Origin of the sequence: Bradyrhizobium denitrificans, assembly GCF_013179005.1 — a bacterium.
GTDB classification, from domain to species: domain Bacteria; phylum Pseudomonadota; class Alphaproteobacteria; order Rhizobiales; family Xanthobacteraceae; genus Bradyrhizobium; species Bradyrhizobium denitrificans.
Genome location: NZ_JABFDP010000062.1, coordinates 1 through 18,215, shown reverse-complemented (window position 1 = coordinate 18,215; position 18,215 = coordinate 1). Strand labels below are relative to the sequence as shown.

Below are 18,215 nucleotides of genomic sequence, written 5' to 3'. Positions count from 1 at the left end.
TGGAAGGGGTCAGTAGAGCGGTGATCTCGCACGATCCAATGCGGCCGGAAGATCAGAGCAATCTGAACCCTCGCCTCGGACCGAGGGATGAAGCCCCGCGTGCCGGCGCCGGGGAGGCCGAAGCTCGTGCGGCGTTGACCTGTCTCGAACGCCCGGCGGTCGCGGGACCGTCGACGGAAAGGATCGTCGCACGTGAGAACCTGACGAAGGCATTGGACCGAGTGAAGCGCAACAAGGGGGCGGCGGGTGTCGACGGGATGACCGTGGACGATCTGCCGACCTACCTGAAGGCGAACTGGCTCACGATCCGGGCTCAGCTGCTCGACGGCACCTACAAACCGCAGGCGGTGCGGCGTGTCGAGATCCCGAAGGCATCGGGTGGCGTTCGGCTGCTCGGCATCCCGACGGTTGTCGACCGCTTCATCCAGCAGGCGGTGTTGCAGGTGTTGCATGGCGAATGGGACCGGACGTTCTCCGACGCGAGCTACGGCTCAGGCCAGGCCGCTCGGCGCATCAGGCGGTGACGAAGGCGCAGGCGTACATTGCGTCCCGGCACCGCATCGTGGTGGATATCGACCTGGAGAAGTTCTTCGACCGGGTCAACCACGACATCCTGATGGGGCTGGTTGCCAAACGGGTCGCTGACAAGCGTCTTCTGAAGCTGATCCGCGGCTTCTTGACTGCGGGTGTGCTGGAGGGAGGGCTGGTCAGCCCGACGGAGGAAGGCACGCCGCAAGGCGGGCCGCTCTCGCCGCTGCTGTCGAACCTGATGCTGGACGTGCTGGACAAGGAGCTGGAGAGGCGAGGTCATCGCTTCGTGCGCTATGCCGACGACTGCAACATCTATGTGCGCAGTCGAAAGGCGGGCGAGCGGGTGATGGCGAGTATCGAGACGTTCCTGGAACGGTGCCTCAAGCTCAAGGTGAACAGGGCCAAGAGCGCGGTCGCCAGACCGAACCACCGCAAGATCCTGGGCTTCAGCTTTACCCAGGGGAGAAAGCCGCGTCGGCGCATCGCGCCCGAGGCGATCGCCCGCTGCAAGGCCAGAGTTCGGGAACTGACGGGGCGACAATCTGGTCGAAGCCTCGCGCAGATCATCGAGAAGCTGTCGCTGTACCTGAAGGGATGGTGCGGCTACTTCGGGTTCTGCGAGACACCGTCGGTGTTGCGCAAGCTGGATGAGTGGATCAGGCAGCGGTTGCGCGCCGTCGTCTGGACCCAATGGAAGCACGGTCGTACTCGCTTCGACGAGCTGCAACGCTGCGGCGTTGGCCGGGAGCTGGCGCTCAAAACCGCCGGCAACCCACGTGGCCCTTGGCGGCTGGCGAACAGTGCCGGGCTGACCATGGCTCTGCCAAACGTCTTCTTCGCCTCACGCGGATTGCCCTACCTCGCACCCCGCTGAACCGCTCAATCTGTCGAACCGCCGTATACGTGACCCGTACGTACGGTGGTGTGGGAGGGGAGGAGGCGCGAGACTCCCCCTATCCCGATTCAGCCGACGCCTGGCCTTCCCTGCGCCCTCTGACCTTTCAGGGGGCGAGACCTGCAGCATCATCCGGGCAGCATCTGCCGCGGGGCCGCGCACGCTCGGCCCTGAGTTGCTCCGCTCCCGCCTCGTTCTCCGTTGTCGTCCCGGCAGGCCACGGGCGACGAGTCAGCGGCGGCGCGGCGCCGACCCCGGGTCCATAACCCTAGGGAGCCATTGATTTGCGCAAGTCCATCCATCTCGCGTTACCACGCCCGCCGGTGGCGATGGGTCCCGGCTCAAGGCCGGGACGACAGCTGCGTGCGCCCGCGAGCCTGGAACTCTTCACTCACCCGTGCACGACAGACTTCGCGATCATGCAATGAATACCCTTGGAGCCGTTGACCGTCTGGGTGACGCGCAGGTCGGCCGCGAGACTGCACAGCGTGTAGGCGTCCTCGCGCGACAGATTGCGCTTCTCGCCCAGCAGCACGATCATGTCGCGCAGCGCCCGCACCACGCATTGGTCGAGATCGGGGTCCATCGCCATTGTCATATAATGGGTGGCGGTCTCGCCGCGCGGATAGTCGAGCTTGATGTCCTTGCGGACCGTCAGACGGAAGCGGCCCTGCAGCGCGGTCTCGATCGCGGTCACGCAGACCTCGCCATCGCCCTGCACGCCATGGCCGTCGCCACAGGAGAACAGCGCGCCCGGCACGAACACCGGCAGATACAGTTTGGCGCCCGCACCGAGCTCCTTATTGTCGAGATTGCCGCCCATGGCGCGCGGGATCAGCGAGGTGATGCGACCCCAGGCCGGCGGCGGCGCGACGCCCATCACGCCGAAGAACGGCGCCAGCGGCAGTTCCAGACCCCATGGCAGTTTGCCGACCATCCGGCCCTTGTCGAGCGGGATGTTGAGCAGTCGGCTCTCGCGGAAATCGTCGGGCAGCGTGCCGGCGAGCGGGCGGATGAAATTGTAGCCCCAATCCTGGCGCAGCTGCACGTCCAGGATATCGACCTCGAGCACATCGCCGACGTCGGCGCCTTTGACGGCGATCGGCCCGGTCAGGATGTGGCCGGGCACCATGCGCTCGCTCCTGGCGTGAACCTCGAACAGCTCCGGCGGGACGTAGAATTGGCTGCTGTCGGGGACCACGTCCGGCCCGCCGCTGATCGTGTCGATCGTGACCTCGTCACCGCTGTCGATCGTGAGCACCGGCTTCAGCCGGGATTCGAAAAAGCCCCAATGGCAGGTCTCGGGGCTCGCGTGCAGATGATGATGCGTCATGATCCTCTCATTCGCGCCGGTTCGGGGCTCACCATAGCGCATCCGCCGGCCGCCGCAGAGAGATGGCGATGCATGGCGGCTGTCGTGTATGAGGACGGCAGCGGCGATTCACTCCGCGCCGGAGCTTGGTATGTTTTTTGTCTTGTCGAAGACGCTCGGCCTGCTGGCGTTGCCGACCAATTTCATGATCGTGCTCGGGCTGCTTGGCGTCGTCCTGATGCTGACCCGATTCGCCGTATTCGGCCGCAGGCTCGTTGTGGCCGCGATGCTGCTGCTCGCCGTGCTCGGATTGACGCCGCTCGGCAGCCTGATGCTGTCGCCGCTCGAGAGCCGCTTTCCGAAATGGGATCCAGCCAGGGGCGCGCCGGACGGCATCATCGTGCTGGGCGGGCCGGTCGATCCCGATCTGTCAATAATGTATGGAATGCCGGTGACCGTCGCCGGCGCCGACCGGCTGATCCAGGCGGCCGCGCTGGCGCGGCGCTATCCGAATGCGCGCATCGTGTTCACGGGCGGCAGCGCCAACCTGATCTCGACGGACGCGAGGGAGGCCGACGTCGCCGCCGATATTCTGCTCAGCCTCGGCGTCGCCAAGGAGCGGCTGACCTTGGAGCGGGAGTCGCGCAACACCTACGAGAACGCGGTGTTCTCCAAGGCCATGGTCGCGCCGAAGCCGGGGGAGCGCTGGTTGCTGGTGACCTCGGCCTTTCACATGCCGCGCTCGGTCGGGCTGTTCCGAAAGGCGGGTTTTCCGGTCGAACCCTATCCGGTGGACTGGCGCGTCGGCCGCGTCCTCGACGTCGATGGTGTCTCGCTGCTGGGGCTGCGGCGCGCCGACATTGCGGTGCGCGAATGGGTCGGGCTCGTCGCCTACCGCCTGCGTGGTCGGATCGACGATCTGTTCCCGGCGCCGAACTAGGCGGCTCGAGGCCCGAATCCGGCGATCGCGGTCGTCAGCTCGGCGCGCACGCGCTCAACGACCGGCTCGTAGCGGCAGCTTGCATCCTGGTGGAACAGCCGGGCGCTACCGTACCACGGGCTGTCGTCGCGATCACGCAGCCATCGCCAGTCGGCGAGGTAGGGCAGCATGATCCAGGTCGGACGACCCAGCGTGGCGGCGAGGTGGGCCACGCTGGTGCAAACGCTGATGACGACGTCGAGGCAGGAGATCAGCGCGGCGGTCTCGACGAAGTCGGTCAGATCGCCACTGACGTCGATGATATGGCTCTGCTGAATCAGCAGGGCCTGGTCTGCCGGCCGCGGCTCTTTCTGCAGGCTGATGAAATCGGCATCGAGATCCAGCAGCGGCAGCAGCGTCGAAAGTGGCATCGAGCGGTGACGATCGTTGCCCTGGTGCGGATTGCCGGACCAGACAAGGCCGACCCGCAGCCGTTGATGCGATCCCAGCCGCTGCTCCCAGGCCGACACGCGGTCGGCCGGCGGCGGCGGCAGATAGGTCGCGGGCGGGATGGTCTCGAGCGTGGTTCCAAAGGCGAGCGGCAGGCTCATCACCGGACAATGCATGTCGAAGGCCGGGCGCTGCAGCTCCGGCTTGAAGGCGAGACATTGCGAGACGCCTGCAATGCCCGTCATCAGCGGCCGGAGCGCTTCGCGGACCACCAGGATGACCTTGGCGCCGCGCGCGGCGACCTGGGGGATGTAGCGGGCAAACTGAATGGTGTCGCCAAAGCCTTCGTCCTCCTCGATGAGGATGGTCTTGCCGCTGATGTCCTCATTGCCGAGCCATTTCGGCGCGGTGAACCGGGGATATTCGGGCGAGAAATCCGGCATGTTCCAGCGTGCCTCGCGCCGGGCCCAGCCGGAGACGTAGTCGCCGCATTGCAACTCGACATGGGCGAGCTGCCAGGCGGCCTTGGCATTGCCAGGATCGATGGCAAGGATCTTCTGATAGACGTCGGCCGCGTCGGCGAAGCGCCGCAGCTGCAACAGCGCAAAGCCCTTGTTGAGCAGCACCTCGATCATGCCCGGCTGCAAGCTCAGCGCACGGTCGAACCAGCTCAGCGCCTCTGCGTGACGGCCGAGACAGACAAGCGCGTCGCCGACATTGTTGCAGGCCAGCGGATCGGCCGGCGCGAGCGTCGATGCGCGCTCTGTATCGGCGAGATAGTCCGGGTAACGGTTCAGCTTGCGGAGGCATTTGGCGCGCATCTGCAGCGCCGTCAGGTCGTTCGGCTGCTGCGTGAGGCAGACGGTAAACGCCTCGACGGCCTCCGCGTCGCGCTGCTGCTGGTGCAGCAGCAGTCCGCTCTGGAACGCGGCCTCCTTGTGAGCGGGATCAATCGAGAGCGCATGCTGGTAACTCAGCAATGCTTCGGCGCCGCGATCGAGCGCCAGGAGCACGCCGCCGAGATGCTTCCACAATTCGGCATCATCCGGTTTGAGCTGAATGGCCTTGTCGAACACCGCCAGCGCATCGTCGAGCCGGCCCATCTGCTTGAGCGTGAAGCCGAGGCTGGTCAGATAGTCGATCTTTGGCGTCTGCCGGATGGCCTGCGAAAGCCAAGCCACGGCGTGATCGTGTTGCCGCGACTGCAGCGAGATCAGGCCCATCAGATAGAGGCTGTCGGCGTGGCCGGGATCGAGCTCGAGCGCCTGCTGGCAGCACAGCTGGGCATCGAGCAGCTGGCCTGCGCCGAGGTGATGCAGTCCGGCCTCGTACAGCGCGGCAGGCGAAAGGGTGGGCACGCCATCCGAGCCGCCCGCCACGCTCTTGCCGCCTTGCTTCCGGTCGCTGCGGCCCATCGCATGTTCCTGTTCGAGCGAGACAAATTCATAAGTGATTCCCGAGACATCGAGAAGGGTCCGGAAGACCGGGCGCGGGCGGGGCGGGGAGGGGCTGGCCTCGACGCCTGCGACCGTCTAACAAGCGCCTCGACCCGTAAACAGACCTTGCAAGGGAGCACCGCGCGCCCAGACGGTGCGACAGGGAGGGAGCGCCACATGCAACAGCCCAACATCTCCGAACGGCTCGATCTGGCGGCAATGGTCGCCGACCTCAATGCCTTGCTGCGTCTCAAGACCACGGTGATCGGCATCAAGATGTTTGCCCGGGTCGAGGACATGGCAGCGGTGGAGAAGATTCGCCGGCCCAATGCGGTGCACACCACCGATCAGATCGTCAGCATGGCCGCGCGGCTCGGCTGGACCGTCGGAATCACCGCCGACGATCTCGTCGGCGCGCAGTGCCGCGCGGTGATCGGGCTCGGACCGCAGGACGATACCTGGCTCAAGGGCGAGAATTATGTCGGCGTCTGGCACGGCACGGCCGAGGACGCACGCAAGCGGCAGGAGGCGCTCGACGTCGTGCCGTTCGGCCGTTACCAGGCGATGGCGGTCAGCCCACTGTCGAGCGGCCGCCTCGATCCGCCGGACATCTGTCTTGTGTACGCGACGCCGGGACAGATGATCATCCTGATCAACGGCCTCCAATATGTCGGCTACAAGAAATTCGAATGGGGGGTCGTCGGCGAAACGGCCTGTGCCGATTCCTGGGGCCGCGCGCTGAAGACCGGCGAGCCCAGCCTCTCGCTGCCATGCTTCGCCGAGCGCCGCTATGGCGGCGTGCCGGATGAAGAAATGTTGATGGCGCTCAAGCCCGCGGATCTTGCCAAGGCGATCGCCGGCATGAAACAGCTGGCGAAGAATGGCCTGCGCTATCCGATCGCGCCTTATGGCATCCAGAACGACGTCCGCGCCGGAATGAGCGTGTCGTATGGGAAGAAGTGAAATGTGTCGTCATTGCGAGCGCAGCGACGCAATCCAGAGTCTTGTCGCTGAGACAGTCTGGATTGCCTCGTCGCAAGGGCTCCTCGCAATGACGGAGCAACTGATTTGCGGCTGATCTCCAGGGAACAAGAATGACGTCACCCAAATTCGACCTCATCGTCTATGGCGCCACGGGCTTCACGGGCAAGCTCGTCGCCGAATATCTCACCACGCAATATCGCGGCGATGCGTCGCTGCGCTGGGCAATGGCAGGCCGCAGTCTCGACAAGCTCGCGGCCGTGCGCGATGAGATCGGCGCGCCCGCCGATACGCCGCTGATCGCGGCCGACGCATCCGATCCCGCCTCGCTGGCGGCGATGGTGGCGCAGACCAAGCTGGTGCTCACCACGGTCGGACCCTATCAATTCTATGGCAACGAGCTCGTGGCCGCCTGCGTTGACACCGGCACCGACTATGTCGATCTTTGCGGCGAGCCGGTCTGGATGCGGCAGACGATCGACAAGCATCAGGCCGCCGCCGAGAAGAGCGGGGCCCGCATCATGTTCTCCTGCGGTTTCGACTCCGTGCCGTTCGAGCTCGGCGTCTACTTCGTGCAGCAGCAGGCGAAAAAGGTGCTTGGCGCCACCGCGGCGCGCGTCAAGGGGCGGGTGCGGGGCATGAGCGGCACGCTGTCGGGCGGCACAGCTGCGAGCGCCAAGGCGACCTTCGACGCCGTTGCCAAGGATCTCAGCCTGGTATCGATCCTGAAAGACGCGTTCGCGCTGACGCCGGGATTCAAGGGTCCGAAGCAGCCGGCCGGCAACAAGCCCCTCTATGAGGAGGATCTGCAGTCCTGGACGGCGCCGTTCATGATGGCGCTGATCAATACGCGCAACGTTCACCGCTCCAATATGCTGATGGGCTTTCCGTACGGCCAGGACTTCGTCTATGACGAGATGGTGCTGACCGGCCCGGGTGAGAAGGGCGAGGCCAATGCCAAGAAGGTCATGGCCGCCAACGCCGAGAAGACCGGGCCGAATGCGCCGAAGCCGGGCGAGGGACCCTCGAAGGAGGAGCGTGAGAAGGGCTACTACAATCTGTTGTTTGTCGCGATCGCGGCCGATGGCCGCCAGGTCCGCGCAACCGTCAAGGGCGACCGCGATCCTGGCTACGGCTCGACCTCGAAAATGATCTCAGAATGCGCGATCGGCCTGCTGCGCGACGGCGCCAACGTCAAGGGCGGGTTCTGGACGCCGGGCGCAGCACTGGGCGACAGCCTGATCAAGCGGCTGGTCGACCATGCTGGCCTGACCTTCACGGTGGAGGATTAGGAGAGTGCGCCCTGCGGGCCGATCCCGGCGGATCGGCCCGTCTCGACCTGGTAGGTGCGTGCGGCGGCGATCATGCCCCACATCGTGCCCAGCATCAGGAAGAAATGCCGCCAATGGTCGGTATCGATGATGAAGCTTTCGCCGACGGTGCCGAGGAACGCCGAGAACACCGCGATATAGGTCCGCTGCCAGGGCACGCGTACGAAGAGGTAGCGGAAGCCGAGAAAGACGGTCGTAAAGACCAGGGCGGGATAGCAGATGCCCGACAGCCAGCCGCCCGACATGAACGCGTTCAGATAGGAGTTATGGGTGTCCTCGGGGAAGTAGTTGTGAAACTGCAGCGGCCCGATGCCGAACGGCAGATCGAGCGCCATGTCGGCCCCCAGGATGTGGCGGCCGAAGCGACCGAACCGGCCGCCATCATAGCTCTGGTCGAAGCTCGCCCGCTGCTTGAACATGTCGGCGACTGAATCGAGGGAGAGCAGAACCGCGATCAGCATGAGGCCGATTACAGCAGCGGCAAGCGTCATGACGATGATGCGGGAGCGCTCGCGCGACGATGTGCTGGTCAGGACCATCAGCGCGAGCATGAAGGCGGAGGTGAGGACCAGTCCGCCCCAGGCCGCACGCGAGAAGGCAAGCAGGATGGCCAGGGCCATCACGCCGAGCGCGAAGCCGGCGCGCAAGGTTGCGGCCAGGCGCGCCGTGACGACATTCTGCAGCGCGAGCAGCGCCGGCAGGATGAGGAATGCGCCGAGCACATTGGGATCCTTGAAGGTGCCGCGGGCGCGGCCGTACAGAGTGAGGAGATCGTAGCCGCCGGGCACCAGATGGAAATAGCCGGCGACGCCGGCCAGTGCGGCGACGGCACCGCCCATCACCAGGCCGCGACGAAGCATATCGAGCCGCGCCCCGGTATCGTCGGATGTCACCAAGGCCAGGAGCATGGCGGTGACGGCCATGTACCAGGAGGTGGCGATCCAGCTCGCGATCTTCGAGTCGTCGAGCAGCGGAATGGCGCTGATCGTGTAACCGAGATTGATGAGGAACAGCAGCAGGAGGAGAGGCAGGAAGACCAGGCGCAGCCGGATGCCGGTGGCAATGAAGACCGCCGCCGAGGCAAGCGTCGCGAGCTCGTAGGGGCTGGGTTCGATGAAGACGATGGCGCCGGCAGCGCCGACCAGCCACACCAGCGCGCGCTGCAGCGCCACGACGCCCGGAGGGGCGATCGTCGGGGACACGAACTCTCTGGCTGCCACCTCGGCCATCAGGACCTCGCACTCATACGCAACGCCTGGCGCGACCGGTCCTTGCAGGTGGGCCGCGCCGGGGACCTGGCATCAATAGGCGTTCTCGCTCTTGGTCATCAGCGCAAGCGGCGTCTTGAGCAGGATGTAGAGGTCGAGCAGAACGGACCAGTTCTCGATATAATAGAGGTCGAACTCGACGCGCTTCTGGATCTTTTCTTCCTTGTCGATCTCGCCGCGCCAGCCATTGATCTGCGCCCATCCGGTGATCCCGGGCTTGACGCGGTGGCGCGCGAAATAGCCGTCGACGGCTTCGTCGAACAAGCGGTTCTGCAGCTTGCCCTGCACGGCGTGCGGACGCGGACCGACCAGCGACAGGTTGCCCTTGAATACCACGTTGAACAGCTGCGGCAGCTCGTCGAGACTGGTCTTGCGGATGAAGCGGCCGACGCGGGTGACGCGCGGATCGTTCTTGGTCACGACCTTGGAGGCAGTGGGGTCGGCCTGGTGATGATAGAGCGAGCGGAACTTGAAGACGTCGATGCGCTCATTGTTGAAGCCGAAGCGTTTCTGTCGAAACAGCACCGGACCGGGGCTGTCGAGCTTGATCGCCAGTGCGACCAGCGCCATCACAGGGAGCGCCAGCAGCAGGATCAGCGCGCCGACCAGCCGATCGAACAGCCACTTCATCACCAGATCCCAATCGGTGATCGGGGCCTCGAAGACGTCGAGCGTCGGCACCGCGCCGAGATAGGAATAAGAGCGAGGACGGAAACGCAGCTTGTTGGTATGCGCCGAGAGGCGGATGTCGACAGGCAGAACCCACAGCTTCTTCAGCATGTCGAGAATGCGGGTCTCCGCCGAGATCGGCAAAGCGAACAACACCAGGTCGACGCTGATCGGAACGACGTAACCGAAATAGACGGCGCTGCCGACGAAGCTCAGCAGCCCGAAATCCGCAATCCGGACGAAGCCGGCGAGCACGATCGGGGAATAGGCGCGGTGGACCTTTTGATTGGTGACGGCCAGCGCGGCTGGCGACAGGCGTCGCCGGCGTTCAATCGCCGGCTGGCCGGCGACGGCGATGGTGGCGGCGGAGGCCGCAGCATCCAGCATCGATCGAGCGTTGATCGGTTCCACAATGGTACAAGCCCGGATTATGTTTGTTAGTATTTTTGGTCAGATAAGCGCTGACAGCGCCGGGAGAAATTCCTCACCAGCGGTCATAGACGGCAATTCGGAACAATCGGTTAGCGATGTCTCGCAGGCATCAGGTCTTGGTAAACGCCTCGCGGTAGCCACCGAGCACGCCCTCGACCATCGCCCTCTGGGAGAAATGCTGGAATATCCGCTCGCGCAGCGCCTTGGCACGGAGTTGCGTGGTGGCGGCGTCGTCGAGCGCATTTGCGATCGCCCCCGCCATCGCATCGACGTTGCTCGGCGTGAACAATGCGTCGGCATGAGGGCCGAAGATCTCCGGGATACCGCCGACCTTGGCGGCGATCATCGGAACCCCCGCTGCGCCGGCCTCGATCACCACATAGGGCATCGAATCGCCTCGCGACGGAACGACCAGAAGGCGCCCCTTGGAGAATCCCTCGCGGGCCTTCACATGCCCGATGAAGCGCACTGAAGAGGTCAGACCGAGACGCTCGACCTGTGCCTTTAGCCGGGCCGTCTCTTCGCCGTCGCCACCCAGGGTGAGGGTGAGCGGCCGACCGCTGTCGCGCAGCTGCGCAACTGCGTCGATCAGGATATCTGCGCCCTTGATATGACGAAACTCGCCGACGTAAGCGAGATCGGTCTGGTCGGCCGCCGGTGAGATGGGATCGAATTCGCCCGCGGTTACGCCGTTGAACACGCAATGGACCAGGCCCTGGGGATGGCCGATCATGCGTTCATATGTGTCGCGGGCAAAGATGCTTTCGAACAGGAAAAGCTCGGTCCGGTTCATCAGCGCGCGCTCGAGCCGTGCGTAAAGCGCGCCTTTGAGTGTGTTGCGCGGATAATGCAGTGATCCGCCATGCGGCGTGTAGATGCGGATCGTTTCGGCCCGATGTGGCAGCATGCGGATGAAGGCGCCAGCCTTCGCGCCATGACCGTGCAGAACGTCCGGATTGAGTCTGCGGGCGATCGCATGAAAATGGCCAAGCGCCAGGACATCGGTCGGCCAGGGCTCCCGATGAATCGCGACGCGATGAACACCGAGGGTCAGGCGCGGAGCGATTTGTGCGAGTGCCGCATCAGCCCGTTCGCCGCCGGTCAGGCTGTCTGCAAGGATTCCCACATGATGGCCAAGATCGGCCTGGCCGTTCGCGAGGTCGATAATATGTCGGAAGATGCCGCCGACCGGGGCACGAACGGCATGCAGAATTCTAAGCGGCTTGTGTGGCGACGGGGCCAGGCCAAGCTCGCTTCGTTGCGCGGCGGGGTCGTGATCTCGCCAGCCGTCAGCGGGCGAGCGGACCTGACGGCTGGTTGGTAGAGGAAGCACGGGGGCCTCTTGTCACTAGGTTCCTTGCGGCTTCAGTCTGGATAGATCGTTGATGGTTAATAAACGCCTCACAGCTCAGCGCTCCGGATCGGGCCGCAAGGATTATGGTGATGATCGTGTATAAGCGGGAGATCTGCATCCAGGGGAGATGCCAATGAATGTTCGCGCGCGCCGCTGACAGGTCGGTCGGATTAACCGACCGGCAACCTTAATAGAGTGTAATTGTACCACGTATGTTGGTGGCGTAGCGTTTGTCTCGCGGGAGTGGATGATGCGGTTGGCGTTCTGGCGTGCCAGCAAGGAAGACAAAACGACTCGGATCGAGACGGCTCCCGTCGCGCAGTCGACGAAGGCGCAATCGCCGGACGCGCCGGCGCAGGCCTCTGGCGACCTGGATGTGCGTACGATTGGCCGTGCTCTGGCTCGCAAGCGTGGTTTCATTCTCACCGCGACCTTGCTTGCACTTGCGTTGGCCGTCACTGCCGTGAACATGATCACGCCGCGCTACAAATCGGAGGCGCGTATCCTGATTGATGGCCGCGAGAACATTTTCCTGCGGTCCAACAGTGAGCGTAGCGAAGAACGGACCGCGCTGGACGCGGAGGCGGTGGCGAGCCAGGTGCAACTGGTGCTGTCGCGGGACCTGGCGCGCGACGTCATCGCCAAGAACAAGCTCGGCGAGTTGCCGGAATTCGACCCGGTGCTGCGCGGCGTATCGCCGTTGAAGTCGATCTTTGCCATGTTCGGGCTGGTGAAAGACCCGCTGTCGATGACCCCCGAAGAGCGGGTCATGGACGCCTATTATGAGCGCCTCACGGTCTACGCCGTCGACAAATCGCGCGTCCTCGTGGTCGAATTCCAGTCGCAGAACCCGGCGCTCGCGGCCCAGATCGCCAATGCCATTGCCGATGGATATCTGGTGGTGCAGCAGAATGCCCGTCAGGCTCAGGCGAAATCGGCCAGCCAATGGCTGGCAGGGGAGATCCAGAACCTCCGCAAGAAGGTCGAGGACGCGGAATCGCGGGTCGAAGAGTTTCGTGCCAAGTCCAGCCTGTTCATCGGCACCAACAACACCTCGCTGTCGAACCAGCAGATGGGCGAGATCAACACCCAGCTCAACAATGCCCGCGCGCTGAAATCAGATGCCGAGACCAAGGCGCGGTTGATCCGCGAGAGGCTGCAGAGCGGACAGCCGATCGAGGCTTCCGAGGTGCTCAATTCTGAGCTGATGCGCCGGTTGTCAGAGCAGCGGGTGAATCTTCGCGCGCAATTGGCCGAGCAATCGTCGACGCTGCTGGACAACCATCCGCGCATCAAGGAGCTGAAGGCGCAATTGGCCGATCTCGACCGCCAGATCCGCGACGAAGCCGCCAAGATCTCGCGCTCGCTCGACAGCGACGCGCGGATCGCCGAGGGGCGGGTGCAGATGCTGAGCCAGAGCCTCGATCAAGCCAAGAAGCAGGCGACGTCCACCAACGGTCAGGACGTTCAGCTGCGGGCGCTGGAGCGCGAGGCCAAGTCGCAGCGCGACTTGCTGGAATCCTATCTCGCCAAATACCGCGACGCCAACAGCCGCGAGACCCTGGACACGCCGCCGGCGGAAGGGCGCATCATCTCGCGGGCGGTGGTCTCGAACACGCCGGCCTATCCGAAAAAGCTGCCGATCGTGCTGATCGCGACGCTCGCCACGCTGATGCTGACCTCGGGCGTGGTCGTCACCGGCGAGCTGCTGCGCCTCACCGCGCCACGCGCCGTCAGCGCCGGGTTGCTGGCTCCCGTGATGGTCGCGGCCACGCCCGCCCCCAGGGTAGAGCCGGTGATGTCCGCGCCTGCTGTGCCCGCGGCCCCGGCCGCACCGGTCCAAGTTGCGCCTGTGCCTCCCGTTGCCGCGCCTCCCGTTCCCGTCGCGCCAGCTCCCGTCGCCGCAGCGCCGGAGTCTGAGCTTGCCGAGCCTGCGTCGTCGACCGAGCTCGACCAGCTCGCGGCCGAGCTGCTTGCCTTGGGCGAGGGCGCCCGCAAGATCACCGTGCTCGGGACGGCCGGTGGCCACACCGTCACCGCCACGGCGCTGTCGATCGCCCGCAACATGGCGCGGCAGGCCCGAATCGTACTGGTCGACCTCGCCGGCAGCCCGCAGATGCTTGCAGGCGTCTCGGTCGATCCGGCGGCGCCTGGACTGATCGAGCTGATGCTGGGCGAGGCCTCGTTCTCCGCCATCATCACCAAGGATCAGGCCTCGCGGCTGCATCTCGTCAATGCCGGCCGGCCCGGCGGCGATCGCGGCCAGCTGCAATCGCCGCGACTTGCGCTCGCGATCGATGCGCTGCTGCGCGTCTACGATCATGTGCTGCTCGATGCCGGTACGGCCTCCGACCTGCCGGCCGAACTGCTGACAGCGGGGGCGCGCGCCGTGGTCGTGCCGGACCCCAACATGACCTCCGAGGCGCGCAGCCAGATGACCACGCAGCTGCGCGAGGTCGGCTTTGGCGCCGTGACCATGCTGAAGGCGCCGCTCGAAGAGACCGGGTCCACCCAAGCGGGCCCGCGCGGCGTCGCCGCCTAGACTAATCGTCGGCCCGTTCCTCGGCTCTGGCGGCGCTGCCGCCAGACTGCAGCGCGCCGCGGACGCGCTGCGCCAGACGAAACAGAGCAGGGCTGTGCTTGACGGCATGCTTGGCGCGGCCAAGCGCGGCCATCGTCCGCGCCGCCACGAGCCCGCGCGCAGTCAAGGACAGATAGCTGTCGAAGATCGGCTCGTCATCCTTGCAGAACATCCGCTTGTAGTCGTCGGAGCCAATGCCGAGATCGAGCGCGCGGAACCCGCTTTGCGCATAATGATCGATGATCGAGCGCATCAGGATCAGTCCCGGACTCCAGCGGGCATTCTCCGACAGCGTATAGGTGTTGAACATCATCGAGAAGCGCTCGCCATCGGCGACGCCGGCGAACAGCGCGATGATCTCGTCGTCGCAGCGCAGCGCATGAATCTCGATGGCGCGATGACCGCAGCTGAGCTTGGCCAGGCATGCGGCGCGCACGAAGGCTTCGATGCCGGGTTCGGCGAAGACGTTGGGCAGCTTCTGCTCGGCCATGCGGATCGGCTTGATCCGGAAGAACCAGTCCAGCAGCTCGGCGATCTCGGCATCGCTGCTGGCGATCATGTAGCGATAGCCGGGCAGCGCCTGCAGCTTCTTCTCCTTGCTCTTGAGCCGCTTGCGGAATGAGTTCGACAACAAAGCGGTCGATGCGGCGCCGGGGGGCATCAACAGCACCGGGCAGTCGTTCACGGATGGCTGGCGCGGCCATTGCGCCAGCGGGTTGGCGATCGTGCTCCAGCGCAGCGGCTGTTGCGTCAACGCCAGCACGTCCACGCCGCCATGATCACGCAGTCCGGCAAGCAGGAATTCGAGATCGCCAACGCTGGCGCGCGCCGCGAACGCGCGGTGCATCAGCGGCATGTTGAAGGTGGTGTGCTTGCCGCCCATGAAGCTCGCGACCCGCGCCCCGAACGCGTGCGTCAGCGCCAGCGGCAGCAGCAGCAACGGCTGCTGCTTGGCATCGCGAGCGATGACGATGAAGGGCGTCGCCTGCTCGCGGGCGCCGACCTCGTGCTGCCACGCGGCGAGCAGGTCGAAGCGCTGGTAGGGCGTCGAGATGTGGTCGGGTGCCTCGAGAATGCGCCAGGCCGGTTCGGCCGCGGCGAGATCAGAGACGATCTCGACCTGTGCAAGTCCAGACAGCGGCGACTGCGCCGTCCGGTTTTCGATCACGGCGGCCATGGTCATCGCGCAACCTGCGTTGTTGTGGAATTTTGTTGCTCTGGATCGCCTGAGCTTTGCAAAGAAACATCAATAAAAAGTAAGGGCAATGACACCGCCCCAAATCGGGGTGACGCGGCAAAAGACCTGTTCAAATCAGTATCCACCACGCGATCTTAAGAATGGATGTCTTTAAGGGCATGGACATCAAGAGGATGCCCATCACGAGCATCGCCATCGTTCCGACGTGTGCTGCGTGCGATGTCGCGCTCGCGTCACGGTCGCTCCGCATCAGGTGGGCGCGGTCGGTTTGGTTTCAAGTGGATCTCTCGGGAAGGGGCGCGCGATTTGTCGTCGGACAACAGATGGCTGCGGACGGCGCGGTTGGAACTGGCCTATTTCAGCGGCGGCACATGGCTGGCCTCGCGCACCACGGCGGGCGCCGGTGCCGTGCTGCGTTTCGAGCGGGTGCGTCCGCGACGCAAAGGTGCGTTCCAGCCGCTCAAGCACGCGGAGATCACGCCGGTCTTCCTCGACAAGATGATCCGGGCGCTGAAGCGCTGGGGCTACGACATCGTCTCGCTCGACGAGGCCTGTGAGCGCGCGGTGCGGTTGGCCGAAGACCGCCGGTTCGCCTGCCTGACCTTCGATGGCGCATGGAAGGACCTGATCACCCATGCCTATCCGGTGCTGGCCCGCCATGGCGTGCCGTTCACGGTCTACGTTGCGTCCGCCTTCCCAGATGGTCTCGGCGAGGCCTGGTGGCTGGCGCTGGAAGCCGTCATCGCGCGCGAGAGCCGGATCAGCCTCGTGATCGATCATCGCGAGCAGCGCTTTTCCGTGGCCAGGCCGGCGGAAAAATACGAGCTGTTCGCCTATCTCTGGGGCTGGCTGCGCAAGCTGCCGCCGGCGGAGCGGTCGATCGCGATCCGCGACCTCTGCTCGCGCCATTCGGTCGATTTGGTCGCGCTCTCGCGCGAGGCCGCGATGGATTGGGCGGATATCGCGCAGCTTGCGGCCGATCCGAATGTCACGATCGGCAGCGCCACGGTGCATTATCCCGCGCTCGCCCATCTCAAGGATGCCGAGGCCCAGCGCGAGATCGCGATGGGCAAGGCGGTGCTGGAGACCGCGCTGCGGCGCCCGGTCCGGCATATGGCCTATCCGTTCGGCGACCGCGATGCCGTCCGCCGCAGCGATGCCGTGCTGGCCGCGCAGGCGGGCTTTGTCAGCGCCGCGACCGCGATCGGCGGGGTGATCCAGCCGGAGGGCCGCACCCGACTGCACCTGCTGCCGCGCATCGCCTGGGACGGCCGCTCGCGCTCGCTGCGCGCGCTCAAGGTGCTGATGGCCGGCGTGACCTTGCCGAAGGCGAAAGCGGCGCCGCAGCCGTCGCTGGACATTGGCTGATCAGCTCTCCTGCCGCTCCGGATCGGGGCGCAGCATCCAGCTCACGATCGGCATTGCCGGCAGCACCCAGCCCATGCCGACGACGACGTAATAAACCGCCTGCATCCAGCCGGAATTGGCGATCAGCGGGAATTGCGCGAGCACCATGCCCATCAGCGACCAGGCGAAGGCGAGCAGCAGCAGCGCGACGGCGCCGATCAGTTTGCGGGTGCGGATCGTCATGACGGGAATGTCAACTTTGGCTCAAGACGGCGCGGCTTGCGCGCGGTTTCTCTGAGATTATAAGGGCCTGTCAGCCCCGGTTCAATCGAGCGTTCAACGTCCATGACCACGGTTCCCCGCACGACAGATCTCGCCGCGATCCGCATCTGGCTCACGGTGGTGGCCGGCCTGATCGCGCTGATGGTGCTGGTCGGCGGGGCGACGCGGCTGACCGAATCCGGCCTGTCGATCGTCGAATGGAAGCCGGTCACCGGCACTTTGCCGCCGTTGTCGGAGCGGGCCTGGACCGACGCCTTCGAGGCCTACAAGACCATTCCGCAGTACCGGCAGATGAATGCCGGCATGACGCTGCACGAGTTCAAGACCATCTTCTGGTGGGAGTGGGGCCACCGGCTGCTCGGCCGCGTCATCGGCATGGTCTATCTGCTGCCGTTCCTGTGGTTTCTGTGGCGCGGCGCCGTGTCCGGGCCGCTCGGCCGCAGGCTGTGGCTGATCTTCGGGCTTGGCGCGCTGCAGGGTGCGGTGGGCTGGTGGATGGTGGCCTCGGGCCTGACCGAGCGCACCGAGGTGGCGCCGGTCCGGCTCGCGACGCATCTGTCGCTGGCGTTGTTGATCTTTGCCGCGATTGTCTGGACCCTGCGGCGGCTCGCGCCGCGTGCGGAGGCCGAGGTACCGGCACGGCTGCGGCTCACGGCCTGGGGGCTGGTCGGCGTCACTTTCGTGCAGCTTTATCTCGGCGCCCTGGTCGCCGGCCTGCGCGCCGGCCTCGTCTACAACACCTGGCCTGACATCGACGGCGGCCTGATCCCGAAGGCGGCCAATCTGTGGATCCAGTCGCCGTGGTGGATCAATTTGTTCGAGAACGATCTGACGGTGCAGTTCATGCATCGCATGACCGCCTACACGCTGTTCCTGCTGGGGGCGTGGCACGCTTTCGACGTGATGCGCGCCGGTGCCGGCCGCACCGTGGTGCGCGGCGCGCACCGGCTGCTGGCCGCGATCCTGGTGCAGGCTGGGCTCGGCATCGCGACCCTGCTGATGGTGGTGCCGATCTCGCTGGCGCTGCTGCATCAGGGCACGGCGATCATCGTGCTGACGTTTGCGGTGCTGCAGGCCGAACGGCTGTCGCCGCGGCGCGTCGCTACGGTGGCGGTGCCGCAGGCGGCCGTGGCCGCTGGGCAGGCAGGGTAGGGTCTCTCCTCCGTCATTGCGAGGAGCCGAAGGCGACGAAGCAATCCAGAGTCCCGCCCACGACTCTGGATTGCTTC

At 65.3% G+C, this 18,215-nt stretch carries 14 protein-coding genes and 1 pseudogene; 8 read left to right on the top strand and 7 right to left on the bottom strand.

Annotated features, from left to right (window positions below):
* Window positions 1–524 (top strand): annotated as a pseudogene (locus tag HL671_RS38685) (group II intron reverse transcriptase/maturase); the annotation flags it as partial.
* The gene (locus HL671_RS37415; RefSeq protein ID WP_307769099.1) at window positions 521–1,405 is read left to right on the top strand and encodes a reverse transcriptase domain-containing protein; all 885 of its coding nucleotides are present in this window, start codon (window positions 521–523) and stop codon (window positions 1,403–1,405) included. The pseudogene HL671_RS38685 and the gene HL671_RS37415, both read left to right, overlap by 4 nt.
* A gap of 412 nt (window positions 1,406–1,817) precedes the next feature.
* On the opposite strand, the gene HL671_RS37410 is transcribed toward HL671_RS37415, so the two are convergent.
* Window positions 1,818–2,759, bottom strand: coding sequence for an acetamidase/formamidase family protein (locus HL671_RS37410; RefSeq protein ID WP_012044632.1), 942 nt, complete (start codon window positions 2,757–2,759; stop codon window positions 1,818–1,820).
* Window positions 2,760–2,889: 130 nt separating this feature from the next.
* Here HL671_RS37410 and HL671_RS37405 point away from each other — a divergent pair, with 130 nt between their 5' ends.
* Window positions 2,890–3,678, top strand: coding sequence for a YdcF family protein (locus HL671_RS37405; RefSeq protein WP_172244104.1), 789 nt, complete (start codon window positions 2,890–2,892; stop codon window positions 3,676–3,678).
* On the opposite strand, the gene HL671_RS37400 is transcribed toward HL671_RS37405, so the two are convergent.
* Window positions 3,675–5,522 carry a tetratricopeptide repeat protein gene (locus HL671_RS37400; RefSeq protein WP_172244101.1) on the bottom strand — a complete coding sequence of 616 codons (1,848 nt, stop codon included), beginning with the start codon at window positions 5,520–5,522 and terminating at the stop codon, window positions 3,675–3,677. The genes HL671_RS37405 and HL671_RS37400 overlap by 4 nt on opposite strands.
* Window positions 5,523–5,720: 198 nt before the next feature.
* On the opposite strand from HL671_RS37400, the gene HL671_RS37395 reads away from it, so the two are divergent.
* On the top strand, window positions 5,721–6,506 hold the full coding sequence (locus HL671_RS37395) for a DUF169 domain-containing protein (protein ID WP_012044629.1): 786 nt from the start codon (window positions 5,721–5,723) through the stop codon (window positions 6,504–6,506).
* Window positions 6,507–6,637: 131 nt separating this feature from the next.
* The gene (locus HL671_RS37390; RefSeq protein ID WP_172244097.1) at window positions 6,638–7,816 is read left to right on the top strand and encodes a saccharopine dehydrogenase family protein; all 1,179 of its coding nucleotides are present in this window, start codon (window positions 6,638–6,640) and stop codon (window positions 7,814–7,816) included.
* Here the strand turns inward: HL671_RS37390 and HL671_RS37385 are convergent.
* The 3 genes from HL671_RS37385 to HL671_RS37375 all read right to left on the bottom strand — a co-directional run bounded on the left by HL671_RS37385 (window position 7,813) and on the right by HL671_RS37375 (window position 11,467).
* The gene (locus tag HL671_RS37385; RefSeq protein ID WP_172244095.1) at window positions 7,813–9,084 is read right to left on the bottom strand and encodes an O-antigen ligase family protein; all 1,272 of its coding nucleotides are present in this window, start codon (window positions 9,082–9,084) and stop codon (window positions 7,813–7,815) included. The two genes, HL671_RS37390 and HL671_RS37385, sit on opposite strands and share 4 nt — an antisense overlap.
* Before the next feature lie 72 nt (window positions 9,085–9,156).
* Entirely contained in the window at window positions 9,157–10,179 is a 1,023-nt protein-coding gene (locus HL671_RS37380; protein ID WP_172244092.1) for an exopolysaccharide biosynthesis polyprenyl glycosylphosphotransferase, read from the bottom strand.
* Between the two features lie 154 nt (window positions 10,180–10,333).
* Window positions 10,334–11,467, bottom strand: coding sequence for a glycosyltransferase family 4 protein (locus tag HL671_RS37375; protein WP_172244107.1), 1,134 nt, complete (start codon window positions 11,465–11,467; stop codon window positions 10,334–10,336).
* A 361-nt stretch (window positions 11,468–11,828) separates the two neighbouring features.
* On the opposite strand from HL671_RS37375, the gene HL671_RS37370 reads away from it, so the two are divergent.
* The gene (locus HL671_RS37370; protein WP_172244089.1) at window positions 11,829–14,120 is read left to right on the top strand and encodes a GumC family protein; all 2,292 of its coding nucleotides are present in this window, start codon (window positions 11,829–11,831) and stop codon (window positions 14,118–14,120) included.
* 1 nt (window position 14,121) lies between these two features.
* Here the strand turns inward: HL671_RS37370 and HL671_RS37365 are convergent, their stop codons facing one another.
* Entirely contained in the window at window positions 14,122–15,342 is a 1,221-nt protein-coding gene (locus tag HL671_RS37365; protein ID WP_012044623.1) for a GNAT family N-acetyltransferase, read from the bottom strand.
* A gap of 321 nt (window positions 15,343–15,663) precedes the next feature.
* Here HL671_RS37365 and HL671_RS37360 point away from each other — a divergent pair, with 321 nt between their 5' ends.
* A complete protein-coding gene (locus HL671_RS37360) occupies window positions 15,664–16,725 on the top strand; it encodes a polysaccharide deacetylase family protein (RefSeq protein ID WP_172244086.1) in 1,062 nt (353 codons plus the stop codon).
* Here HL671_RS37360 and HL671_RS37355 read toward each other — a convergent pair whose 3' ends face one another.
* Window positions 16,726–16,947: a DUF2842 domain-containing protein gene (locus HL671_RS37355; protein ID WP_172244084.1), complete on the bottom strand. Its 222-nt coding sequence runs from the start codon at window positions 16,945–16,947 to the stop codon at window positions 16,726–16,728. It abuts the gene before it with no gap.
* 102 nt (window positions 16,948–17,049) lie between these two features.
* Here HL671_RS37355 and HL671_RS37350 point away from each other — a divergent pair, with 102 nt between their 5' ends.
* The gene (locus tag HL671_RS37350; RefSeq protein ID WP_172244081.1) at window positions 17,050–18,138 is read left to right on the top strand and encodes a COX15/CtaA family protein; all 1,089 of its coding nucleotides are present in this window, start codon (window positions 17,050–17,052) and stop codon (window positions 18,136–18,138) included.
* Window positions 18,139–18,215: the final 77 nt, after the last annotated feature.